Source organism: Achromobacter sp. Marseille-Q4954, assembly GCF_943737025.1.
Classification (GTDB): domain Bacteria; phylum Pseudomonadota; class Gammaproteobacteria; order Burkholderiales; family Burkholderiaceae_B; genus Achromobacter; species Achromobacter bronchisepticus_A.
Map to the genome: position 1 here is coordinate 1,521,866 of NZ_CALSFQ010000001.1, position 20,276 is coordinate 1,542,141.

At 67.8% G+C, this 20,276-nt stretch carries 19 protein-coding genes; 9 read left to right on the plus strand and 10 right to left on the minus strand.

Annotated features, from left to right (window positions below; genetic code table 11):
• Position 1: 1 nt before the first annotated feature.
• The 4 genes from NGK62_RS07095 to NGK62_RS07110 are packed head-to-tail and all read right to left on the minus strand — an operon-like array spanning position 2 to position 3,781.
• Positions 2 to 898 (minus strand): sugar kinase, encoded by an 897-nt coding sequence (locus NGK62_RS07095; RefSeq protein WP_251877829.1) that lies wholly within the window; start codon positions 896 to 898, stop codon positions 2 to 4.
• 32 nt (positions 899 to 930) lie between these two features.
• The gene (locus NGK62_RS07100; protein WP_251877831.1) at positions 931 to 1,764 is read right to left on the minus strand and encodes an HpcH/HpaI aldolase/citrate lyase family protein; all 834 of its coding nucleotides are present in this window, start codon (positions 1,762 to 1,764) and stop codon (positions 931 to 933) included.
• A complete protein-coding gene (locus tag NGK62_RS07105; RefSeq protein WP_118932395.1) occupies positions 1,761 to 2,954 on the minus strand; it encodes a CaiB/BaiF CoA transferase family protein in 1,194 nt (397 codons plus the stop codon). The genes NGK62_RS07100 and NGK62_RS07105 overlap by 4 nt, the downstream gene beginning before the upstream one ends.
• On the minus strand, positions 2,951 to 3,781 hold the full coding sequence (locus NGK62_RS07110) for an HTD2 family dehydratase (protein WP_059371547.1): 831 nt from the start codon (positions 3,779 to 3,781) through the stop codon (positions 2,951 to 2,953). Before NGK62_RS07110 ends, NGK62_RS07105 begins: the two co-directional genes overlap by 4 nt.
• A 150-nt stretch (positions 3,782 to 3,931) precedes the next feature.
• On the opposite strand from NGK62_RS07110, the gene NGK62_RS07115 reads away from it, so the two are divergent.
• Positions 3,932 to 4,825, plus strand: a complete 894-nt coding sequence (locus NGK62_RS07115; protein WP_059371546.1) for a LysR family transcriptional regulator — start codon at positions 3,932 to 3,934, stop codon at positions 4,823 to 4,825.
• A gap of 16 nt (positions 4,826 to 4,841) precedes the next feature.
• Here the strand turns inward: NGK62_RS07115 and paaG are convergent, their stop codons facing one another.
• From paaG to NGK62_RS07130, 3 genes are read right to left on the minus strand one after another with little or no spacing between them, the layout of a single operon-like run.
• On the minus strand, positions 4,842 to 5,663 hold the full coding sequence (paaG, locus tag NGK62_RS07120; RefSeq protein ID WP_251877833.1) for a 2-(1,2-epoxy-1,2-dihydrophenyl)acetyl-CoA isomerase PaaG: 822 nt from the start codon (positions 5,661 to 5,663) through the stop codon (positions 4,842 to 4,844).
• Positions 5,660 to 6,772, minus strand: coding sequence for an acyl-CoA dehydrogenase family protein (locus NGK62_RS07125; protein ID WP_251877835.1), 1,113 nt, complete (start codon positions 6,770 to 6,772; stop codon positions 5,660 to 5,662). Before NGK62_RS07125 ends, paaG begins: the two co-directional genes overlap by 4 nt.
• A gap of 35 nt (positions 6,773 to 6,807) precedes the next feature.
• Positions 6,808 to 7,998: an acyl-CoA dehydrogenase family protein gene (locus NGK62_RS07130; protein WP_251877837.1), complete on the minus strand. Its 1,191-nt coding sequence runs from the start codon at positions 7,996 to 7,998 to the stop codon at positions 6,808 to 6,810.
• A gap of 196 nt (positions 7,999 to 8,194) precedes the next feature.
• On the opposite strand from NGK62_RS07130, the gene NGK62_RS07135 reads away from it, so the two are divergent.
• From NGK62_RS07135 to NGK62_RS07155, 5 genes are read left to right on the plus strand one after another with little or no spacing between them, the layout of a single operon-like run.
• Positions 8,195 to 8,599 carry a Zn-ribbon domain-containing OB-fold protein gene (locus NGK62_RS07135; protein WP_251877839.1) on the plus strand — a complete coding sequence of 135 codons (405 nt, stop codon included), beginning with the start codon at positions 8,195 to 8,197 and terminating at the stop codon, positions 8,597 to 8,599.
• Positions 8,596 to 9,768: a thiolase family protein gene (locus tag NGK62_RS07140; protein WP_251877841.1), complete on the plus strand. Its 1,173-nt coding sequence runs from the start codon at positions 8,596 to 8,598 to the stop codon at positions 9,766 to 9,768. The genes NGK62_RS07135 and NGK62_RS07140 overlap by 4 nt, the downstream gene beginning before the upstream one ends.
• A gap of 11 nt (positions 9,769 to 9,779) precedes the next feature.
• Entirely contained in the window at positions 9,780 to 11,300 is a 1,521-nt protein-coding gene (locus NGK62_RS07145; protein WP_251877843.1) for a class I adenylate-forming enzyme family protein, read from the plus strand.
• A gap of 57 nt (positions 11,301 to 11,357) precedes the next feature.
• Positions 11,358 to 12,332, plus strand: coding sequence for a Bug family tripartite tricarboxylate transporter substrate binding protein (locus tag NGK62_RS07150; RefSeq protein ID WP_251877845.1), 975 nt, complete (start codon positions 11,358 to 11,360; stop codon positions 12,330 to 12,332).
• A 19-nt stretch (positions 12,333 to 12,351) separates the two neighbouring features.
• The gene (locus NGK62_RS07155; protein WP_251877847.1) at positions 12,352 to 13,314 is read left to right on the plus strand and encodes an NAD(P)H-dependent flavin oxidoreductase; all 963 of its coding nucleotides are present in this window, start codon (positions 12,352 to 12,354) and stop codon (positions 13,312 to 13,314) included.
• Here the strand turns inward: NGK62_RS07155 and NGK62_RS07160 are convergent.
• Positions 13,311 to 14,306, minus strand: coding sequence for a tripartite tricarboxylate transporter substrate binding protein (locus NGK62_RS07160; protein WP_118932417.1), 996 nt, complete (start codon positions 14,304 to 14,306; stop codon positions 13,311 to 13,313). The two genes, NGK62_RS07155 and NGK62_RS07160, sit on opposite strands and share 4 nt — an antisense overlap.
• A gap of 128 nt (positions 14,307 to 14,434) precedes the next feature.
• Positions 14,435 to 15,334 (minus strand): LysR family transcriptional regulator, encoded by a 900-nt coding sequence (locus tag NGK62_RS07165; RefSeq protein WP_059371537.1) that lies wholly within the window; start codon positions 15,332 to 15,334, stop codon positions 14,435 to 14,437.
• 149 nt (positions 15,335 to 15,483) lie between these two features.
• Here NGK62_RS07165 and NGK62_RS07170 point away from each other — a divergent pair, with 149 nt between their 5' ends.
• The 3 genes from NGK62_RS07170 to NGK62_RS07180 are packed head-to-tail and all read left to right on the plus strand — an operon-like array spanning position 15,484 to position 18,498.
• A complete protein-coding gene (locus NGK62_RS07170; RefSeq protein WP_251877849.1) occupies positions 15,484 to 16,398 on the plus strand; it encodes an SDR family NAD(P)-dependent oxidoreductase in 915 nt (304 codons plus the stop codon).
• Between the two features lie 7 nt (positions 16,399 to 16,405).
• On the plus strand, positions 16,406 to 17,266 hold the full coding sequence (locus NGK62_RS07175) for a MaoC family dehydratase (protein WP_251877851.1): 861 nt from the start codon (positions 16,406 to 16,408) through the stop codon (positions 17,264 to 17,266).
• Positions 17,263 to 18,498 (plus strand): CaiB/BaiF CoA transferase family protein, encoded by a 1,236-nt coding sequence (locus NGK62_RS07180; RefSeq protein WP_251877853.1) that lies wholly within the window; start codon positions 17,263 to 17,265, stop codon positions 18,496 to 18,498. Before NGK62_RS07175 ends, NGK62_RS07180 begins: the two co-directional genes overlap by 4 nt.
• Before the next feature lie 210 nt (positions 18,499 to 18,708).
• Here NGK62_RS07180 and NGK62_RS07185 read toward each other — a convergent pair whose 3' ends face one another.
• Positions 18,709 to 20,232 carry a fumarate hydratase gene (locus NGK62_RS07185; protein WP_054457515.1) on the minus strand — a complete coding sequence of 508 codons (1,524 nt, stop codon included), beginning with the start codon at positions 20,230 to 20,232 and terminating at the stop codon, positions 18,709 to 18,711.
• Positions 20,233 to 20,276 lie beyond the last annotated feature (44 nt).

Sequence of the window (20,276 nt, forward strand, 5' to 3'; positions counted from 1 at the left end):
TTCAATCCTTCGGCGCGTAGGCCATCAACGCGCGCTCCACGTCCTCGACCTGCGGCAGGCCCGCTTCATTGCCCAGATGCTGGATCTTGTGGGCCGAAGCCGCGCGCGCGAAGGTGAAGTGCTCTACCCAGGGCAGCTCCGGCCGGTTCAGATAGGACCAGACGTAGGCGCCGTGGAACACATCCCCGGCCCCCGAAGTGTCGACGATGCTGGCGGCCGGCACGTCCAGCGCGGGCAGGACATCCACCGTTCCGGTCTCGTCATACCAGAGCATGCCGCGTTCGCCCATGGTGACCGCGCCAATACGGCAGCCGCTCGCCTTCAGCAGTTCCAGCAGGCCTGACGGCGCAAGCCCCAATTGCTCGCACATGCGCTCCGCGCAGACCGCCACGTCGATGTGGCGCAGCAGCTCGTCGGTGTTCTCGCGCACGCCGCCGCCATCCAGCGAGGTCAGCACGCCCGCCTGCCGGCAGGCCTGCGCGTAATGCAAGGCGGCGTCGGGCTGATGGCCGTCCAGGTGCAGGACGCGGTAGCCGCCGATATCCAGCCGCGGAAAGTCGTTCAGGTAGTCCACGTCGCGCGCGCGCACGATGGCGCGCTTGCCGTGATTGGGCATGATGAAGGACAGGGACGAGCGGCCCACCTTGCGCGCATGCAGCGACACCCCGTGCGCCGCCGCCATGTCCGTGTACATGTGGCCCAGCCAGTCCGATGCCAACGAACAGATCAGATCTGGCGGCGTCCCCAGCCGCGCGCAGGCGAACGCGGCCGTCACCGCATTGCCGCCGAAGGACACGGCGTAATCGCGCGCCACGCTTTTTTCATCGCCCGTGGGCCATTCGTCCGCCAGCACGGTGACGTCGATATAAGTGTGTCCGATGAAGAGCGCTTCGCTCATAGACCTGCCGGAAAGGAGTGATCGGAACCGGCCTAGAAGCCGGTGGTTTCGCCCGCCTGCGCCAGCACCAGCCGCGCGCGCGCGATGACCGGGGCATCGACCATCTTGCCGTCCAGCATGAAGGTGCCGGCCGCGGTATCGCGGTGCGTGGCGATGACGCGGCGCGCCCAGGCCAGCTCCTGCGCCGCGGGCACGAAGGCGGCGTGGATCACCGGCACTTGGCTGGGGTGGATGCACAGCATCCCGCCAAAGCCCATCTGCTGGGCGCGGGCGGCGGCATGCGCCAGCCCGGCCTGATCCTGGATGCCCGGAAACACGCCGTCCAGCGCGGGCGCCAGCCCGGCCGCGCGGCTGTGCAGCAGCACCTGCACGCGCGCCTGGTCCAGCACGGTTTGCGCCCCCGGCGTATCGGGCGTCAACCCCATGTCCAGGCCGTAGTCCAGACTGCCGAATGCCAGGCGCTCCACGCCGGGCGTGGCGGCGACTTCCGCGGCGTTGAGGATGCCCTGGGCGGTCTCCAGGATGGGAATCACCCGCAGGCCCGCCTGGACCACGTGGCGCACCTGCGCCAGGCTCTCGGCCTTGGGCAGCAGCACGCCGGCGACCCCGGGCTTGCCGCGGCAGGCCTTGAGGTCGTCGTCGTGCCAGGAGGTGGAGGCATCGTTGATCCGCACCCACAGCCGCGCACGCGGATTCGTCCCCAGGAAATCGCACAGCGCTTCCCGCGCGGCCGCCTTGGCCAGATGCTCCACCGCGTCTTCCAGATCGACAATGACGGCATCGGCCCCCGCGGCCAGCGCCTTGGGGATGCGCTCGGGGCGCGACGCCGGCACGAACAGCGCGCTACGGACAACGGGATGCGTCACACGACCTCCGATGCATGGAACTGCGCCACCTGATCGGGCGCGTATCCCAATGATGCTAGCACCGCATCGGTGTTTTGGCCCACCGCGGGCACCGCGGCCATGCGCGGCGCGAAGGCGTTGCTGCTGGCCGGAGGCAGCAGCGCGGGCAGTTCGCCTGCGGGACTGTCCACCTGGCTCCAGCGGCCGCGGGCCTGCAACTGCGGATGAGCCCAGACCCCGGCCATGTCGTTGACGCGTGCATTGGCGATCTGCGCGTCCTCCAGCCGCTGCGTCACCTGTTCGATGGACAGGTCGGCAAAGGCCGCCACGATCAGCGCGCGCAGGTCGTCGCGATTGGCGGTGCGCAGCGAATTGGAGATGAAACGCGGGTCTTCCGCGAGCTCCGCCTGCCGCAGCACCTGGGCGCAGAACACGCGCCATTCGCGCTCGTTCTGCAGGCCCAGCATGATGGTGGCGCCGTCGCCCACCGGGAACGGACCGTAGGGATAGATGGAGGCGTGGGCCGCGCCCGCGCGCACGGGCGGCGCGGCGCCGTCGAAGGCGTAGTACATGGGAAAGCCCATCCACTCCACCATGCTCTCCAGCATGGAAACGTCCAGGCGGCTGCCCAGGCCCGTTTTCTGCCGCAGCAGCAGTGCGTTGAGGATCGCGGAATAGGCGTACATGCCGGCGGCGATGTCGGCGATGGAGCAGCCGGCCTTGACCGGATCGTCCTTGGTGCCGGTCACCGACAGGAAGCCGCTTTCGCTCTGGATCAGCAGGTCGTAGGCCTTCTTGTCCTGGTAGGGTCCGCCTTCGCCGTAGCCCGAGATGTCGCAGACAATGAGCCGCGGATACTTCTTGTGCAGGGCATCAAACGACAGGCCCAGACGCGCGGCGGCGCCGGGCGCCAGGTTCTGCACCAGCACGTCGGCCGTTTCCAGCAGGCGCTCCATGACGCCGCCTGCCTCCTCGCGCTTGAGGTCCAGCGTCAGGCTTTCCTTGGACCGGTTGGTCCAGACGAAATGCGAGGACAGGCCGCGCACGCGTTCGTCGTAGCCGCGGGCGAAATCCCCGCCACCGGGACGTTCGATCTTGATGACGCGCGCGCCCATGTCCGCCAGCTGGCGGGTGCAGAACGGCGCGGCGATCGCGTGCTCCAGGCTGACGACGGTGATGCCGTCCAGGGGACGGGGGGCCTCTATGCTCATTCTGTAAACCTCAGTTCAGCTTGGTGGGCCAGCGTGCCGTCCTGCTCGGCCCAGAGCTGGGCCACGCCCGGCTCGGTCAAGCGGCCGGCCACCTGGAAGGGAGCAGGCGCAATCAGCGGGCGCAGGCCGCGATACGACAGATGGGTCAGGCGCGCCTGCGGATGAGCGCGGGTGAAGGCGGCGACCATCTCGGTGGCGATGAGCGGGCCGTGCACCACCAATCCGGGATAGCCCTCGGTGCCAGTGACGTAGGGATGGTCGTAGTGGATGCGGTGGCCGTTGAAGGTCACCGCCGAATAGCGGAACAGCAGCACCGGCGACGGCTCGACGGTATCGCGCCACTGCGCCTGCGGCGCGGGCTCGCTGCCCGTGAGCTTGGGCGGGGTCGGCTGGCGGTAGACGATGTCCTGCTCTTCGTGGATGGCGACTTCGCCTTCCTGGCGGAACTCGTGGCGCACGGTCACGAACAACAGCGCGCCGGTGCGCCCCGCCTTTTCCTTGACGTCGACCACCGTGGACTCGCGCTCGGCGGGCACGCCGACCAACAGCGGCCGGCGGAACTCGACCCGGCCGCCTGCCCACATGCGGTTGCGGTCCTGGGCCGGCGGCAAAAAGCCGCCGCGCGCCGGATGGCCATCCGTCCCCAACCCGTCCATGCCCACCGTGGAAATGAAGAACGCCCATTGCCACAGCGGCGGCAAGGCATCGCCCTGGACCGGCGCCGGGCCGCCCAGGGTGGCCGCGATGCGCGCGGCGTGGCCGGGATCCATGGCGTCCGCCTTGCGCTCGCCGCTGCCGATCCAGGCGGCCGGATCTGTAGATGTCATGCCGATATCCTCTGCTGGGGTTTTTACAGACTGAAGCATGCCCGCAAGCCGTCCCGCTTGTGAATTCGTTTTTGCTCAAGGCGGGGTTTGCGCTGCCTGAATCGCACGCCCGCCTCCCGGCCCGACGCCTCGCGCCGTAATATATGGCCCATGCACTTCGACCTCGCCGACCTACGCCTGTTCATCCACATCGCCGAATCCCCCAGCCTGACCCAGGCTGCCAAGCGGGCCCACCTGTCCCTGGCGGCCGTCAGCGTGCGCATCAAGGCGCTGGAGAACCAGCTCAATACCCGCCTCCTGTACCGCGACAGCCGCGGCGTCGAAATCACGCCCGCGGGCCAGAAGCTGCTGCAGCATGCGCGGGTCATCATGCGCCAGGTGGACCACCTGAAACATGACTTCCAGGAGCAGGCTGACGGCGACGCCGGCCACATCCGCATCTTCGCCAACACCACGGCGGTCACGGAATTCATGCCGGACATCCTGGCGCAGTTCCTGTCCGGCCACCCCGGCGTCACCGTGGACCTGCAGGAACGCCTGACCCGCGACATCGTGCGCGGCGTGCTGGACGGCACCACCGACCTGGGCATCGTGGCCGGCCCGGTGGATGCGCCCGAATTGCAGACCGTCCACTTCAGCACCGACAAGCTGGTGCTGGTGGTGCCCAACGGCCATCCCTTGCAGGATCAGGAAAAGATCAAGCTGGCCGAGGCGGTGCGCTATCCCTTCATCACCATGCACGAAGGTTCCACCCTGGTCGCCTTCCTGCGCGACCAGCTGGAACAGGTGGGCCAGCGCCTGCCCCAGCGCATCCAGCTCTACAGCTTCGACTCCATCTGCCGGATGGTGCAGGCGGGCGTGGGCATCGGCGTCATCCCCGACTCCGCCGCGCGGCGCTACGGCGCCGACATGAAGCTGCGCGTGGTCGAGCTGGACGAGCCCTGGGTGGTGCGCGAACGCAAGCTGCTGGTGCGCGACATCGACGCCCTGCCGGGCTGCGCGCGCGAACTCATCGAGCAGATCCAGGCGGCGCGGACGCCCTGACAGCGAGCCGCCACTCTCAGGTACCGGTGAATGCCGGCGGACGCTTCTGCGCGAACGCCCGCATGCCTTCCAGGTAGTCGTCGGTGTAGCCCAGTTCGCGCTGCAAGCGGCATTCCAGATCGAATTGCTGCGCCAGCGTGTTGCCGCTGGAGGCGTGCAGCGCGGCCTTGGTGGCCGCATAGGCGCGCGTGGGCCCCGCCGCCAAGGTATCGGCGACTTCGGCCAGCGTATCCGTCAGCGCCTCGTCTGGCACCACGCGCCAGATCAGGCCCCAGGTTTCCGCCTGCCTGGCGCTGAGCGCTTCGCCGAACAGCGCGGCGCCCATGGCCCGCGCGGAACCCACCAGCCGCGGCAGGAACCAGGTGCCGCCGGCATCCGGCAGCAGGCCGATCTTGCTGAAGGCCTGAATGAAGCGCGCCGACTCCACCGCGAACACCACGTCGCAAGCCAGCGCCAGGCTGGCACCCGCGCCGGCCGCGACGCCGTTCATCACGCACACCACCGGCACCGGCAGGTTGCGCAGCCGGGTGATCAGCGGCCGGTAGCATTGTTCCAGGATCAGGCTCAGGTCGCGGCGCGCGCCGTCCTCCGCGGGCTTGCGTTCGCCGAGGTCCTGGCCCGCGCAAAAGCCCCGCCCCGCGCCGGTGATGATCAGTCCGCGCAGGCTGCGGTCGGCCTCCATGGCATCCAGCGCCCGCGCCAGCTCGGCATGCATGACTTCCGTGAAGCTGTTCAGCCGGTCGGGCCGGTTCAGCGTGATGAGGCCCACGCCCCGCTCCAACATAAATCGGATTTGTGTGTAGCCGCCTTCGCCCTGGGTCGTCGACGCCGCGCTCATGCCAGTTCCTCCAGCACCGCCAGTTGTTCGGCCGTATCGCCCAGCAGCTGGTCGACGACGGTCAGCCGTTTGAAGTAATCGCCCACGTCCAGTTCGTCGGTCATGCCCATGCCGCCATGCAGCTGCACCGCCAGTTGCGCCACCAGGCGTCCGGCGCGCGCGGCTTCCAGCTTGGCCGAGGCGATCATGCGGCGGCGCTGCGCGGCGTCGGTTTCGGTCAGGGCCGCCACCGCCACGTAGGCCATGGACAAAGCCAGTTCCTTGGCCACCAGCATTTCCGCGAGGCGATGCTGCAAGGCCTGGAACGAGGCCAGCGGCTGGCCGAACTGCTTGCGCGCCTTAAGGTAGTCGACGGTGATTTCCAGCAACCGCTCCATTGCGCCCGCGGCATGCGCGCAAAGCGCTGCCGTGCCCCACTGCAGGGACTGCGCCAGAGCCTGGTCGGCGGCGGCCCCTTGCGCCAGCAGGGCTGCACGCGGCAGGCTGACCGCGTTCAGGTCCAGCCGGGCGCAGCGCGCGCCGTCCAGCGTGGGCGTATCCGTGATCCGCACGCCCGCCGTATCGGCCGGCACGGCCAGCAACAGGGTCTCGCCCTCCTCGCCGCGCGCGCTGACCAGCCAGGCGGTGGCCGCCGCGCCGTGCCAGACCAGATGTTTGACGCCGTCCAGCCGCCAGCCATCGGCAGCCTTGCTGGCGCGGCAATCGCGCGGATCGGTGTCGTAGCGGCGCCCGGGCTCCTGGTACGCCACGCTGACGATGGCGTCGCCCGAGGCGATGGCCGGCAGCCACAGGCCGCGCGCTTCGCCGCCGCAGGCGTCGAGCAGCGCCGCGCCCATGACCGCGCTGGGGATGACAGGCTCGGACACCAGCCCTCGGCCCAGCTCCACATGCACCGGCAGCAGGCTGGCCGGCACTTCGCCGAAACCGCCAAAATCCTGCGGGATGGTCAGACCCAAAACGCCCAGTTCGGCCAATGCGGCCCAGGCATCCGCATCCAGCTTGCCCGCCGCCTGGCGGGCGCGGCGGCGCGCGTGCGTCCATTCCTGGTCCACCAGGCGCCGCAGGCTGTCGGCCAGCATGCGCTGTTCTTCGGTATAGATGAAATCCATGCGTCGTCTTCCTGTCGGGTTGCGCGAGGCCGGGCCTACAGGCCCAGCACCAGGCGGGCGATGATGCCCTTCTGCACTTCGGTGGTGCCGCCGTAGATCGAGGTCTTGCGCATGTCGGCATAGCCGGCGCCGGCCGCAGCCGCCAATTCCGGCCCTGGCCCGCAATATCCCTTGTCAGCCTGCAGCCAATCGGGGTCATAGGGCCAGGCGTCCGGTCCCGCCACCTCCATCTGCAGCATCGCCAGGTCCTGCTGGATCTCGGAGCCGCGGATCTTCAGCACGGAGGCTTCCGGCCCGGGCGTGCCGTCGTTGCTGGAGGCCACGCGCAGCAGCAGCATTTCCAGCGCCATGATGTCCACCTCGATGCGCGAAATACGGTCGCGGTACCGGCTGTCCTCCAACAGGGGCCTGCCCCGGGACCGCGCCTGCATCGCCATGTGCTTGAGCACGCCCAATTCGCGGTGGCAATGGCCCAGGCCGGCGATGCCGGTGCGCTCGTGGCCCAGCAGGTACTTGGCATAGGTCCAGCCCTGGTTCTCCACGCCTACCAGGTTGGCCACGGGCACGCGCACGTTTTCCAGCCAGACCTCGTTCACGTCGTGCCCGCCGTCCAGCGTGCGGATGGGACGCACGGTCACGCCTGGCGAGCGCATGTCCAGCAGCAGCATCGAAATGCCGCGCTGCGCGCGGGCCTCGGGGTCGGTGCGGACCAGGCAGAACATCCAGTCGGCGTACTGGGCCAGCGTGGTCCAGGTCTTCTGGCCATTGACGACGTACTCGTCGCCATCGCGCACCGCGCGGGTCGACAGCGAAGCCAGGTCGGACCCCGAACCCGGCTCGGAGTAGCCCTGGCACCACCAGTCCTCCACGCGGATGATGCGCGGCAGGAGGCGCGCCTGCTGCTCGGCGCTGCCGTACTTCATCAGGACCGGGCCGATCATGGACAGGCCAAAAGGCAACAGGCGCGGGGCGCCGGCCTTGAAGCATTCCACCTCGAAGATCAGCCGCTGCAATGCGTTCCAGCCGGTGCCGCCGTGCTCGACCGGCCAGTTCGGCGCGCCCCAGCCCTGGTCCGCCAGGATGTTGTGCCAGCGCACGTAGTCCTCGCGCTCCAGCCGCTGGTGGCGCAGCACCTTGTCGCGTATGTCCTGCGGCAGCTTGTCCGTGGCGAATGCGCGCACTTCTTCGCGGAATAGCCGCTCCTGCGGCGTCCAGGTCAGGTTCATGGTCGGGCTCCTTTTGCGGTATCTAGCCACGGTCCTGCACGCCGGACAATCTGCCTCTTCCGAAGACGGGCTTCGCGCAGGACATAGGGCGTCCCACTACGGGCCGGCGGAAGGCCAGCTTCAGCAATGAAGAATGGCCGAAGCCGCCGCCAGTGCGGACACTTGCAAGCGTCATCCACTGGAACCCGTAGGCATCATGACCGTTCCCGATCTGCAGGCCGGCACGCCGCAAGGCGTAGAGGCGCAGTACCGCCAGGCGCTGGACCAAGGCCGCTTCCTCATCCAGCATTGCGCCGGCTGCGACCGCGCCGTGTTCTACCCCCGCATGATCTGCCCGCATTGCGGCGCGGACAAACTCGCCTGGACCGCGCCCGACGGGCGCGGCGAGGTCTATTCCACCACCGTGGTGCGCCGCAAGCCCGAGGCGGGCGGCGACTACAACGTGGCGCTGATCGATCTGCGGGAGGGCGTCAGGCTGATGAGCCGGGTGGAGGGCGTCGCGCCCGATGCTGTGCGCATCGGCATGGCGGTGCGCGCGCAGGTGGCGCAGCAGGATGGCCGCGGCCTCCTGGTCTTCGTACCCAACAAGGAGGCGCAATGACGCTGAACGATCTGCGCGGCGCCGTGGCGGTGGCCGGCGTGGGCCACGCGGGCCTGGGCCAGGCCGCGGGCTACACCGAAATGGAAATCCTGGTGCAGGCGGCGCAGCGCGCGGTGGCGGACGCCGGCCTCACCATGCGCGACATCGACGGCATCTGCACCGCCAGCGTGGCCGCGCCGATGTGGGCCATGCCGGTGATCGAACACCTGGGCATCCGCCCCAGCTTCATCGACAGCACCATGCTGGGCGGCTCCAGCTTCGTCGCGCACCTGCTGCCCGCGCTGCACGCGCTGGCTTCCGGCCAGTGCAACGCGGTGCTGGTCTGCTATGGCAGCACGCAACGCACCTCTAGCTTGAGCCGCGCCGAGATCGGCCGGGTGCGCAAGCAGTTCGATCCGCAGCCGTACGAAACGCCCTACGAGCCGCTGAGCCCCCTGTCGTCCTACGCGCTGGCGGCTGCGCGCCACATGCATCAGTACGGCACGCGCCGCGAACACCTGGCGCAGGTGGCGCTGGCCGCCAACCAATGGGCCCAGCTCAATCCCGAAGCGCAATTGCGCGAACCCGCCACGCTGGAGCAGATCCTCTCGGCGCGCATGGTGTCCGACCCCTTGAGCGTGCGCGACTGCTGCCTGGTCACCGATGGCGCCGGCGCCTACGTGCTGGTGCGCGCCGAGCGCGCCCGCGACCTGCCGCGCCCGCCCGTCTATGTGCTGGGCAACGCCACCGCGGTCTGGAACCGGCAGATCTCATCCATGGAAGACCTGACCGTGACCGCCGCGGCCGAATCCGGCAAGCGGGCCTTCGAGATGGCGGGTGTTGCGCCCCGGGACATCGACGTGGTGGAGCTGTACGACGCCTTCACCATCAACACCCTGCTGTTCCTGGAAGACCTGGGTTTCTGCGCCAAGGGCGAAAGCAAGGACTTCATCGCCAATGGCGCCATCGCGCCGGGCGGCACTCTGCCAGTCAACACCAACGGCGGCGGGCTGTGCTGCGTACATCCCGGCATGTACGGCGTCTTCATCATGATCGAAGCCGTCCGCCAGCTGCGCGGCGAATGCGGCGTGCGCCAGATCGCCGACGCGCACCTGGCCCTGGTGCACGGCAACGGCGGCACCCTGTCCAGCCAATCCACCGCCATCCTGGGAACCCAGGCCACGCTTTGAACGACGCAACCATGTCCCCGGCAGCCCCTCTTACCCGCATCCATCAATTGCTGGCGCAGCAAGCCGGCCAGCGGCCCGACGCCACCTTTCTATACGAGGAGGGCGGCGGCAGACTGAGCTACGCGCAGTTCTGGCGGCGCGTACAGGCCGCGGCCGCATGGCTCGAAGAACAGGGCGTGCGTCCAGGGCATCGCGTGCTGATCGCGGGTGAAAACTGCGCGGCCATGATCGCAGCGCTGTTTGCCTGCAGCGCGGCCGGGGCCTGGCCCGTGGGCGTGAACGCACGCCTGTCCACGCGCGAGATCGACGCCATCCGTCTTCATGCGCAACCCGAACTGCTGCTCTACACCAGCGGCGTCTCGCACGCCGCCGCAGCCCATGCCGAGCATGCCGGCGCCACCGACGCCGATCCCGACGTCTGGGGACCCGGCGTGCAGGCTGCGCGTGCGGACAGCCCCACGCAAGCCGAGACCGGCGATTCCGCCGCCTTAGTGGCCACCGTGATCTATACGTCCGGCACCACGGGCGCCCCCAAGGGGGTCCTCGTGCCGCATCGCGGCCTGCTGCATTTTGCCCGCGTGTCAGCCGCCTCGCGCCGCCTGACGCCGCAGGACATCGGCTACGCCGCGCTGCCCATGTCGCACATCTTCGGCATCGCCACCGTGCTGATGGCCACGGTGCACGCCGGCGCCAGCCTGGTGCTGCGCAGCCGCTTCGACGCCACCGACGCCTTCAAGGCCCTGGCGCATCCGGGCGTCAGCATCCTGCAGGGCGTGCCCACCATGTTCAGCCGCATGATGGCGGTGGCGCCCCCACGCGCGGAACTGCGAGCGCCGGCCCTGCGCTACCTGTACACGGGCGGCGCGGCGCTGGACCCCACGCTCAAGCGCGATGCCGAGCGCTATTTCGGCGTCGCCATGCACCACGGCTACGGCATCACCGAATACGCGGGCTCCATGTTCGTCACCCGCATCGATGCGCCGCGCAGCGACTGCTCGGCCGGCCACGCCGTCGAAGGCGTGGAAATGCGCATCGGCAGCCCCGACGGCGGCAAGCCCGCGCCGGGAGAGCGCGGCGACATCCTGATCCGCGGTCCGGGCGTCATGCTGGGCTACTACCGCAATCCCGAACAAACCGCGCAGGCGCTGCTGCCCGGCGGCTGGCTCAACACCGGCGACATCGGCTACGTCGACGAACAGGGCGCGCTGTACATCGCGGGCCGCTCCAAGGACCTGATCATCCGCTCCGGCTTCAACGTCTATCCGCTGGAAGTCGAGTCCGTCATCAACGCGTTCCCCGGCGTGCGCCTGTCGGCCGTGGTCGGCCGCCCCACCGCCGATCAAAACGAAGAAGTCATCGCCTTCGTCGAGCCCTTGCCCGGCGCCACCGTGGACACCAACCTGCTGATGCTGCATCTGCGCGCGCAGCTGGCGCCGTACAAGCGGCCCGCCCGCATCATCCCCATCGACACCATTCCCACCACCGTCAGCGGCAAGATCCTCAAGCAGCCGCTGAAAGAAAGGCTGGCGTAGCCGCGGACCCGCTGTTCCGCTGCACGACCCGCCACTTACCCACAAGGAGACTACAGCGTGAACATCAAGACCCTGCTCGCCGCGGCCGCCGCCACGGCGACGCTCGCCACGGCTTCTAACGCCTGGGCCGACGCCTATCCCGAACGCCCCATCCGGCTGCTGGTCGGCTACGCCCCCGGCGGCCCCGTCGACACCACCGCCCGCGTCTTCGCCAAGTACTTGGGCGACAAGCTGGGCCAGTCCGTGGTGGTGGAAAACCGCGCCGGCGCCAGCGGCATGATCGCCTCTGACGCCACCGCCAAGGCTGCGCCCGACGGCTACATGCTGGGCTTCGCCGCCAGCCCCTCCCTCACCATGTCGCCGCTGGTCCAGCGCAGCACGCTGTTCGATCCGCGCAAGGACTTCTCGCTGATCGGACTGGTGGTGGACTACGCCAACGTTTTGCTGATCGGCCCGCAGATCCCCGCCAAGAACGTCGGCGAACTGGTCACCTACGCCCGCGCCCATCCCGACGCCGTGTCCTTCGGTTCCGCCGGCATCGGCGCGTCCAACCACCTGTCGGCCGAGCTGCTGAAGAAGCAGGCGGGCGTGCCCATGCTGCACGTGCCCTACCGCGGCAACTCGCCCGCCATGGTGGACGTGATCAGCGGCAAGATCACCTTCATGTTCGACATCACCAGCACCGCCATCCCCTTCGTCAAGAGCGGCAAGGCGCGCGCCCTGGCGGTCACCTCCAAGACCCGCAACCCCGAGCTGCCCGACGTGCCCACCATGGTCGAAGCCGGCATGAAGGACTACGAGGTGGTCGGCTGGTACGCGCTGGTGGGGCCGAAGAAGCTGCCCGACGCCGTCGCGGCCCGCCTGACCCGCGCGTTGAACGAAGTCTCCAGCGATCCGGCCTTCCGCCAGGCCATGACCGATGGCGGCTACACCATCAACACCGGCGACTCCAAGGCGCTGCAATCACGCATCGACCGTGAGTACGCCCTGTGGTCCGACGTCATCCAGAGCGCCAACATCCAGGCCAATTGAGTACTACCGGAGCATCCAGATGAATCCCCCGCTCGCGCTGCACGCCCAGACCCGCCTGCCCCTCATCGGCGCCCCCATGTTCCTGGTCTCCGGACCGGACCTGGTGGTGGCGCAATGCGCGGCGGGGATCATCGGCACCTTTCCATCGCTCAACGCCCGCCCGCAGGAACAGCTGCACGACTGGCTCACCCGCATCGAACTAGGCCTGGCCGCGAAACGCCAGGCTGCGCCAGACGCCACGATCGCGCCCTACGGCGTCAACCTGATCGTCCACCCCAGCAATCCGCGCTGGCAGGGCGACCTGGCCATCTGCGCCGAGCGGCGCGTGCCGCTCATCATCACCTCGCTGCATGCCCCCGAAGCCGTGGTGGCCGCCGCGCACGGCTACGGCGGGCTGGTGTTCCACGACGTCACCAACGTGCGGCATGCCAAGCGCGCGCTGGACGCCGGCGTTGACGGCCTTATCCTGGTGGCGGCGGGCGCGGGCGGCCATGCGGGACAGCTAAGTCCATTCGCGCTGGTCAACGAGATCCGCGCCTTCTACGACGGCCCGCTGGCGCTGTCCGGCTGTATCAGCCACGGCAAGGACATCCTGGCCGCGCAGGTGCTGGGCTGCGACTTCGCCTACATGGGTACGCGCTTCATCGCCACGCGGGAATCGCTGGCCGGCGACGCCTATCGCGAAATGGTGCTGCAGGCGCAGGCGGCGGACGTGACCTACACGCCTTATTTCTCGGGCGTGCCCGCGAACTACCTGTCGGCCAGCATCCAGGCGGCAGGGCTGGATCCGTTGGAACTTGCCAGGAACGGCGTGGCCCCGCCCGCGAACATGGACAAGAGCTCGCGTCCCAAGGCCTGGAAGGATGTGTGGAGCGCAGGCCAGGGCGTGGGCGCGGCGCAGGAAATCCTGCCCGCCGCGATGCTGGTGGATCAGCTGGAATCCGAATATCTCGCCGCGCGCGACGCCCTGCGCCGGTTCTAGTCCAGCTTGATGTTGGCCGTCTTGATGACGTCGCGCCATTTGGCGATTTCATCACGCACGAATTCGCCGAATTGCTCTGGAGTGCCGGGCTTGGGCTCGGCGCCCGCTGCGATCATGCTCTGCGCGGTGGCCTGATCCGACAGCACCTTCACCAAATCCGCATTCACGCGTTTGACGATGTCGGGCGGCGTTCCTTTGGGCGCCATCACGCCGCTCCACGAGTACGCCTCGTAGCCCGGCAGGCCGGACTCGGCGATCGTCGCCACGTCGGGCAGCATGCTGGAACGCGTGGGGTTTCCCACGCCCAGCGCGCGCACCTTGCCGCCCTTCAGATGCGGCACGGCGGAAGGCCCATCGGCGAACATCACCTGCACCTGTCCACCCAGCAGGTCCTGCATGGCGGGCGCGCTGCCGCGGTAGGGTACGTGCTGGATGCGCACGCCGGCCATGGCGTTGAACAATTCGCCGGCCAGGTGCGTGCCGCCGCCCGTGCCTGACGAGCTGAACGACAGCTTGCCCGGGTTGGCCTTGGCATAGGCGATCAGCTCGCTGACCGAATTCACGGGCAGCGTCGCGTTCACCACCAGCACGATGGGAAACACCGCCGCCATGCCGACCGGCACGAAGTCCCGCGTAATGTCGTAGCTCAGATTGCCGCGCAGGCTGGGCAGCACCGCATGGTGGATGGAGGCGAAAAAATAGTTGTAGCCGTCGGGCTCGGACTTGGCCGCGAACTGCGCGCCCACGATGCCGCCGGCGCCCGACTTGTTGTCCACCACCGTGGGTACCGACCACAGCTGTCCCAGCGGCTGCGTGGTGAAGCGCGCGGTCGTGTCCACGGGACCGCCCGCAGGAAACGGCACGATGAAATTCACGGCATGCGCAGGCCAGGCGGCGGCGCGGGCCAGCCTGGGGAACAGCGCGGGCACCGCGGCGGCAGCGCATGCGGCGCCCAGCCGCGCAACGGCGCGGCGGCGTAGTAGATCGGTCACGGCAGTCTCCTGGTTCTCGGTTTTATGGGCGGCCAAGCTCTAGGACTGCTGCCTGACGCCTTTTTTATTATTTGCCGAACCTGCGGAGCCGCCGCTACACATTTGCAAAAGCCCCTCTTCGGGAGGCGCTACAGGCCGCGCGCCGCGCGCTGCACGTGTTCGATGAAGCATTCCGCGAAACTGGGCAGATCGCGTCCACGCTGACGGCACAGCAGGCGGTCGCGCAACGCCCAGGGATCGTCCAGCTTGAGCACATGCAGCGCGTCCGGACGGCTGTAGCGCGCCGCGCAGGCGCGCGGCACCACCGCGATCCCCGCGCCCGCCTCCACCATGCGGCACACGGCTTCGAAGCTGCCCACGTGCACGCGCTGGCAGATGCGCTTGCCCAGGCCGCTGGCGATGTCTTCCAGGAAGGTCTGGATGGCGCTGTCCGGATGGATGCCGACGAACTGATACGCGTCCAGCAGGTCGGCGAAATGCGCGGACTCCGACGCGGCCAGCGGATGGTCCAGCGACGTCACCACGGTGAGTTCATCGCGGAACAACGGCGTGACGTCCAGGCCCGACACGTCGATATTGCCCGCCACCAGCCCCAGGTCTCCCTGACCTGCGCGTATGGCAATGACGATATCGCCGGAAATCTTTTCTTCCAGCTCCACATCCACATCCGGGTTTTCCGCAAGAAACGTGGACAGCGCGTCGGCCAGAAAGGAATTGGTGGCCGTGGTGTTGGCCAATAGGCGCAAGCGGCCCTTCAAGCCGCTGGCGTAGGGTTGCAGGTCCGCATTCAAGCATTCCAGCTGCCGGAACACGGCGTTCGCATGCTTGAGCAGCACTTCACCCGCCGGCGTCAGCGCCACGCCCGTGGCCATGCGCACCAACAGCCTGGCCTTGAAGGCCTCTTCCATGTTCTTCACCCGCGCGCTTGCCGCCGGCAGGGACAGGAAGGTGCGTTCCGCAGCCCGGGTCAGATTGAGTGTTTCCCCCACGTTCAGAAACAAACGCAGGTCCGTCAGATCGTGTCTCATGTTCCACCACGCAGAAGGGGGGCATATCTAATTTTGAATTCTTCGCATGCCTCGTCGAATCTACCATGGTGCATCCCCTCAAACCAGGGCGTTTGATGCGGAACTGTTTTCCACACGGCGCGCGCGCCGCAGCACAGGAGTCAGCTTCAATGAGCGGCATAGTTTCCGGAAAAGTGGTGATCGTGACGGGCGCGGGCGGCGGCATCGGCCGCAGCATTGCGCTGGCCATGGCGCAGGCTGGCGCCAAGGTGGTGGTGAACGACATCGGCGTCTCGCTCACCGGCGAAGGCGGCGCGGAGGGTCCCGCGCAAGCGGTCGTCAAGGAGATCGTCGCGGCCGGCGGCCAGGCCGTCGCCAACACCGACAGCGTGGCCGCGTACGACAGCGCCAGCCGCTGCGTGCAGACGGCGATAGACGCCTTTGGCTGCATCGATGCCGTGGTCAACAACGCCGGCAATCTGCGCGACCGGGTTTTCCACAAGATGAGCGAAGAGGAATGGAGCCAGGTGCTGGGCGTGCACCTCAACGGCTCCTTCTTCATGAGCCGCGCGGCTGCGCCCTACTTCCGCGAACAGGAGTCCGGCGCCTTCGTGCACATGACCTCCACGTCCGGACTGATCGGAAACTTTGGGCAGGCCAACTACGCGGCGGCCAAGCTCGGCATCGTGGCCTTGTCGAAATCCATCGCCCTGGACATGGCGCGCTACAACGTGCGCTCCAACTGCATCGCGCCGTTCGCATGGAGCCGCATGACCAGCTCCATTCCCGCAGAGACCGACGAAGAAAAGGCCCGCGTCGAAAAGCTGAAGAAAATGGAAGCCGGCAAGGTCGCGCCCATGGCCGTCTACCTGGCCAGCGACGCCGCCAGCGAGGTCACCGCGCAGATCTTCGCGGTGCGCGCCAACGAGATCATGCTGATGAGCCAACCGCGCCCGCTGCGCACCGTGCACCACGGCGAAGGCTGGACGCCCGAGCGCATCGCCGAGATCGCCGTGCCCGCCATGCGCAAGCACTTCTACGCGTTGGAGCGCTCGCCCGACGTCATCGACTGGGATCCCATCTGAGGCCGCCATGCCCCTGGACTACGCAACCGTGAAGAATTGGCGCTTCGACGAGGTGCGCCAGCGCTACGACGAAAAAGACACCATGCTGTACGCCCTGGGCATAGGCCTGGGGCAAGACCCCGAAGACACCGGACAGTTGCGCTACGTGTACGAAAAGGGCTTGCAGTCTTTTCCCACCATGAGCGTGGTGCTGGGCTATCCGGGCTTCTGGGTCCAGGACCCGCGCACCGGCATCGACTGGGTACGCGTGGTCCACGGCGAGCAGCGGCTGACCATGCATGCGCCCCTGCCCGCAGCCGGCGTGGTCACCGGCAGGAGCCGCAACACGCACGTGATCGACAAGGGCGCCGACAAGGGCGCCATCATCATCACCGAGCGCACCCTGCATGGCGAAGACGGCGCCTGCCTCGCCACCTTGCGCCAAAGCACCTTCTGCCGCGGCGACGGCGGCTTCGGCCAGGGAGACGACAGCCCTGCCGCCCTGCCCGCGGCGCCCGACGGCGAACCGGACCTGCGCTGCGAGATCCGCATTCCCGCCAGCGCCGCCCTGCTGTACCGGCTGAACGCCGACCGCAACCCGCTGCACGCAGACCCCGAAGTCGCACGCGCGGCCGGCTACCCCAAACCCATCCTGCACGGACTGTGCTCCTACGGCGTAGTCGCGCACGCCATCGTCAAAAGCTGCTGCGGCTACGACGCCTCACGCCTGGTCAGCCTGAACACGCGCTTCTCGGCGCCGGTGTATCCCGGCGAAACCCTGCAGTGCGACATCTGGCGCCTGCCCGGCGGCCAGCTCCGCTTCCAGGCCCGCGCGCAAGAACGCGGCGTGATGGTCATGAGCCACGGCACCGCGGAGCTGAAGCCATGACTCGCGCGCCCGCATTGACCGGCATCCGCGTACTGGATCTATCGCGCATCCTGGCCGGCCCCTGGTGCACGCAGAACCTGGCCGACCTGGGCGCCGACGTCATCAAGATCGAACGCCCCCGCGTGGGCGACGACACCCGCGCCTGGGGTCCGCCGTTCCTCAAGGACGGCAACGGCCAGGACACCGAGGAATCCGCCTATTACCTCAGCGCCAACCGCAACAAGCGCTCGGTGGAAGCCGATATGGCCACGCCCACAGGCGCCGCGCTGATCCGCGAACTGGCGGCCGCCAGCGACATCCTGGTCGAGAACTTCAAGGTCGGCGGGCTGGCCAAGTACGGCCTGGACTACGACAGCCTGAAGCAGATCAACCCGCGCCTGATCTATTGCTCGGTCACCGGCTTCGGCCAGGACGGCCCCTATGCGCAGCATCCTGGCTACGACTTCATGATCCAGGGCATGGGCGGCCTCATGAGCATCACCGGGGAACGCGACGACCTGCCCGGCGGCGGGCCGCAGAAGGCCGGCGTGGCGGTGACCGACATCATTACCGGCATGTATGCCACCGTCGCGATCCTGGCCGCCTTGCAGGAACGCCACAACAGCGGCCTGGGCCAACACCTGGACATCGCCCTGCTGGACAGCCACGTCGCCCTGCTGGCCAACCAGAACTCGAACTACTTCAACTCCGGCGTGGCACCCCAGCGCGCCGGCAACGCCCACCAGAACGTCGTGCCCTACCAGGTGTTCGCCGCCAGCGACGGCCACCTGATCGTGGCCACGGGCAATGAATCGCAGTACCGCGCATACTGCCGCGCCATCGGCGCACCCGAACTGGGCGACGACCCGCGCTTCGCCACCAACCGCATGCGCCTGGCCAACCGCGAACTGCTGGTCGGCCTGCTGACCGAGATCATGCGCCAGGGCAAACGCGACGACTGGATCGCCAGGCTGGAGGCCGTGGGCGTGCCTTGCGGGCCGATCAACGATATCGCGCAGGCCCAGGCGCATCCGCAAGCGCAGGCGCGGCAGCTGCGCCGCGACATGCCGCATCCGGCGGGCGGCGTGGCGGCGGTGACGGCAAGCCCGCTGCGGCTGTCGGCCTCGCCGGTCGAGTACCGCCGCGCGCCGCCGCTGCTTGGGGAGCATACGGAGGAAGTGCTGCGGGAGGTGTTGGGGAAGACGCCAGAAGCGATCGCGGCGTTTTGCGCGGGATTGAGGAAGGAGGGATGAGCAGGTTGCGCGCGGGGTGAGGCGGAGATTTGGCTGCCGTGTAGCGGAGGCTGGAGATGTGGGCGTTCGCGCAAGCGAACACCATCACAATCAAATAAATCACGTATGTCTTTATCGGCCGCCCGGGCGGCCTACGAAGCACCAGGCACTAAAGCCAAAAAAAAACGGCCGCCAGTCCCCTGGCAGCCGTTTTTCTCCCAACCTACGGAATCAAGCCACAGCGACAGGAATCTTCCCGATCTTGGCCTGCCATTCCTTGGGCCCCGTGGTATGGACAGAGGTACCCTGAGCATCAACCGCCACGGTCACCGGCATGTCCTTCACGTCGAACTCATAGATGGCTTCCATGCCCAGGTCCGCAAAACCCAGCACCTTGGCGCCACGGATAGCCTTCGACACCAGGTAGGCCGCGCCGCCCACCGCCATCAGGTAAGCCGAGTTGTGCTTCTTGATGGATTCGATCGCCACCGGACCGCGTTCCGACTTGCCGATCATCGCGATCAAGCCCGTCTGCTCCAGCATCATGTCGGTGAACTTGTCCATGCGCGTAGCGGTCGTGGGACCCGCCGGGCCGACCACTTCGTCGCGCACCGGATCCACCGGACCCACGTAGTAAATGACGCGATTCTTGAAATCCACCGGCAGCGGCTCGCCCTTGGCCAGCATGTCCTGGATGCGCTTGTGCGCCGCATCGCGGCCCGTCAACATCTTGCCCGACAGCAGCAGCGTCTGACCCGGCTTCCAGCTGGCCACTTCTTCCTTGGTCAGCGTATTCAGGTCCACCTGCTTGGACTTGTTGTAGTCCGGCGCCCAATGCACTTCCGGCCACTCCGACAGCGACGGCGGATCCAGGCGCGCCGGACCCGAGCCGTCCAGCTCGAAGTGCGCATGACGCGTCGCCGCGCAGTTCGGGATCATCGCCACCGGCTTGGAAGCCGCGTGCGTGGGGAACGTGCTGATCTTCACGTCCAGCACCGTCGTCAGGCCGCCCAGGCCCTGCGCGCCGATACCCAGCGCATTGACCTTCTCATACAGCTCGATACGCAGCTCTTCCAGCTTGTTCTGCGGACCGCGGGCCAGCAGCTCGTACATGTCGATGTCTTCCATCAACGACTGCTTGGCCATCAGCATGGCCTTCTCGGCCGTGCCGCCGACGCCAATGCCCAGCATGCCCGGCGGGCACCAGCCCGCGCCCATCGTCGGCACCGTCTTGAGCACCCAGTCCACCAGCGAATCGCTCGGATTCAGCATCGCGAACTTCGACTTGTTTTCCGAACCGCCGCCCTTCGAAGCGACTTGCACGTCGACCTTGTCGCCCGGGACAAGCTCGACGTGCAGGATACAGGGCGTGTTGTCGCGCGTGTTCTTGCGCGCGAACAGCGGATCGTCCAGCACCGAAGCGCGCAGCGGATTGTCCGGGTTCAGATAACCGCGGCGCACGCCTTCGTCACAGAGTTCCTGCAGGGTGCGCTTGGTCTCGAAGCGCACGCCCATGCCGACCTTCAGGAAGACGTTGACGATGCCCGTGTCCTGGCACAGCGGACGCTTACCCTCGGCGCACATGCGCGAGTTGGTCAGGATCTGCGCCATCGCGTCGCGCGCGGCGGGGCTTTCCTCGCGCTCATAGGCGCGGGCCAGGTGGCGGATGTAGTCGACGGGATGGTAGTAGCTGATGAACTGGATGCCATCGGCTATCGACTGGATGAAGTCTTCTTCTTTAATGATGACTGACATGGCGATATGCGGGTGTAGATGATGAAAACGTGAAAACGCGGCCG

What these genes read in the sequence shown, in the direction of transcription:
- NGK62_RS07095 (WP_251877829.1), bottom strand. Translation starts at nt 898, where the DNA reads ATGAGCGAAGCGCTCTTCATCGGACACACTTATATCGACGTCACCGTG.
- NGK62_RS07105 (WP_118932395.1), bottom strand. Translation starts at nt 2,954, where the DNA reads ATGAGCATAGAGGCCCCCCGTCCCCTGGACGGCATCACCGTCGTCAGC.
- NGK62_RS07110 (WP_059371547.1), bottom strand. Translation starts at nt 3,781, where the DNA reads ATGACATCTACAGATCCGGCCGCCTGGATCGGCAGCGGCGAGCGCAAG.
- NGK62_RS07115 (WP_059371546.1), top strand. Translation starts at nt 3,932, where the DNA reads ATGCACTTCGACCTCGCCGACCTACGCCTGTTCATCCACATCGCCGAA.
- paaG (WP_251877833.1), bottom strand. Translation starts at nt 5,663, where the DNA reads ATGAGCGCGGCGTCGACGACCCAGGGCGAAGGCGGCTACACACAAATC.
- NGK62_RS07125 (WP_251877835.1), bottom strand. Translation starts at nt 6,772, where the DNA reads ATGGATTTCATCTATACCGAAGAACAGCGCATGCTGGCCGACAGCCTG.
- NGK62_RS07130 (WP_251877837.1), bottom strand. Translation starts at nt 7,998, where the DNA reads ATGAACCTGACCTGGACGCCGCAGGAGCGGCTATTCCGCGAAGAAGTG.
- NGK62_RS07135 (WP_251877839.1), top strand. Translation starts at nt 8,195, where the DNA reads ATGACCGTTCCCGATCTGCAGGCCGGCACGCCGCAAGGCGTAGAGGCG.
- NGK62_RS07140 (WP_251877841.1), top strand. Translation starts at nt 8,596, where the DNA reads ATGACGCTGAACGATCTGCGCGGCGCCGTGGCGGTGGCCGGCGTGGGC.
- NGK62_RS07145 (WP_251877843.1), top strand. Translation starts at nt 9,780, where the DNA reads ATGTCCCCGGCAGCCCCTCTTACCCGCATCCATCAATTGCTGGCGCAG.
- NGK62_RS07155 (WP_251877847.1), top strand. Translation starts at nt 12,352, where the DNA reads ATGAATCCCCCGCTCGCGCTGCACGCCCAGACCCGCCTGCCCCTCATC.
- NGK62_RS07165 (WP_059371537.1), bottom strand. Translation starts at nt 15,334, where the DNA reads ATGAGACACGATCTGACGGACCTGCGTTTGTTTCTGAACGTGGGGGAA.
- NGK62_RS07170 (WP_251877849.1), top strand. Translation starts at nt 15,484, where the DNA reads ATGAGCGGCATAGTTTCCGGAAAAGTGGTGATCGTGACGGGCGCGGGC.
- NGK62_RS07175 (WP_251877851.1), top strand. Translation starts at nt 16,406, where the DNA reads ATGCCCCTGGACTACGCAACCGTGAAGAATTGGCGCTTCGACGAGGTG.
- NGK62_RS07180 (WP_251877853.1), top strand. Translation starts at nt 17,263, where the DNA reads ATGACTCGCGCGCCCGCATTGACCGGCATCCGCGTACTGGATCTATCG.
- NGK62_RS07185 (WP_054457515.1), bottom strand. Translation starts at nt 20,232, where the DNA reads ATGTCAGTCATCATTAAAGAAGAAGACTTCATCCAGTCGATAGCCGAT.